The organism is Microbacterium sp. ACRRU (assembly GCF_022346945.1).
Taxonomy (GTDB): Bacteria; Actinomycetota; Actinomycetes; order Actinomycetales; family Microbacteriaceae; genus Microbacterium; species Microbacterium mcarthurae.
Genome location: NZ_JAKRNI010000064.1, coordinates 1 through 1,522, shown reverse-complemented (window position 1 = coordinate 1,522; position 1,522 = coordinate 1). Strand labels below are relative to the sequence as shown.

General features: G+C 69.3%; 2 protein-coding genes. Both read left to right on the top strand.

Annotated features, from left to right (window positions below; genetic code table 11):
* The first annotated feature begins 284 nt into the window (after positions 1-284).
* Positions 285-716 carry a 50S ribosomal protein L11 gene (rplK, locus tag MHY30_RS14955; RefSeq protein WP_228163954.1) on the top strand — a complete coding sequence of 144 codons (432 nt, stop codon included), beginning with the start codon at positions 285-287 and terminating at the stop codon, positions 714-716.
* 11 nt (positions 717-727) lie between these two features.
* Positions 728-1,420, top strand: a complete 693-nt coding sequence (gene rplA, locus MHY30_RS14950; RefSeq protein WP_239279199.1) for a 50S ribosomal protein L1 — start codon at positions 728-730, stop codon at positions 1,418-1,420.
* Positions 1,421-1,522: the final 102 nt, after the last annotated feature.

Genomic DNA, 1,522 nt, shown 5'->3' with positions numbered 1-1,522 from the left:
CTCTCTCCCGCACCCCCGGCGGTTCCGGGCTGCGCCCGCGCGAGCAACCTCCCCATCATCCGCGTTGGCCCGGCATCCGCACCCCCCCGCCCGACCGGCGCCCCGCGGCCGGCTGCGGCGGCGGCCGCGGGGCGCCGGTCGGGCGGGGGAGTGCGGATGCCGGGACATCGCGTATGATGGGGAGGTTGCTCGTGCGCCCGCGCGAGCGCGACCGCTGCCCGGAACCGCCGGGCGTGCGGGAGAGAGGGAGCCGTCAGGCACCCGCTCGATGAGAGGAAGAGGATATGGCACCCAAGAAGAAGGTGACCGGCCTGATCAAGCTCCAGATCAACGCCGGTGCTGCCAACCCGGCGCCGCCGATCGGCCCCGCGCTCGGTCAGCACGGCGTCAACATCATGGAGTTCTGCAAGGCCTACAACGCCGCGACCGAGTCGCAGCGCGGCAACGTGATCCCCGTCGAGATCACGGTGTACGAGGACCGCAGCTTCACGTTTATCCTGAAGACGCCCCCGGCCGCCGAGCTCATCAAGAAGGCCGCCGGCCTGCAGAAGGGCTCCGCGACGCCGCACACCACCAAGGTGGGCAAGCTCACCAAGGAGCAGGTGCGTCAGATCGCCGAGACCAAGCAGCCCGACCTGAACGCGAACGACATCGAGGCCGCGGCCAAGATCATCGCCGGCACCGCCCGTTCCATGGGCATCACGGTCGAGGACTGAGGGAGATAATCATGGCTACCAAGTCCAAGGCATACCGGGCCGCCGCCGAGAAGGTCGCGCCCGACACGTTCTACACCCCCGCCGAGGCCGTCGCCCTGGCGAAGGAGACCGGTTCGAAGAAGTTCGACTCGACCGTCGAGGTCGCGCTGAAGCTCTCCGTCGACCCCCGCAAGGCCGACCAGATGGTCCGCGGCACGGTCATCCTGCCCCACGGCACGGGTAAGACCGCCCGCGTCATCGTGTTCGCGAACGGCCCCGCGGCCGAGGCGGCCCTCGCCGCCGGTGCCGACGAGGTCGGCGGCGCCGAGCTCATCGAGAAGGTCGCCGGCGGATACACGTCGTTCGACGCGGCCGTCGCCACGCCCGAGCTCATGGGCCAGGTCGGTCGTCTGGGTAAGGTCCTGGGTCCCCGTGGCCTGATGCCGAACCCCAAGACCGGCACCGTGACCCCCAACCCGGCCAAGGCCGTCGAGGAGATCAAGGGCGGAAAGATCGAGTTCCGCGTCGACAAGCACGCCAACGTGCACTTCGTCGTCGGCAAGGCCTCGTTCTCGGCCGAGCAGCTCGACGAGAACCTGAAGGCCGCGCTCGAGGAGATCGTCCGCCTCAAGCCGTCCAGCTCGAAGGGCCGCTACATCCAGAAGGGCGCCGTTTCGACCACTTTCGGTCCCGGCATCCCGCTGGACGTCAACGCCATCGTCTGACGCATTTCGCCGAAAGCCCCGTCGCGCCCCGTGCCGGCGGGGCTTTCGGCGAAATGCGTCAGACGATGGCGTTGACGTCCAGCGGGATGCCGGGACCGAAAG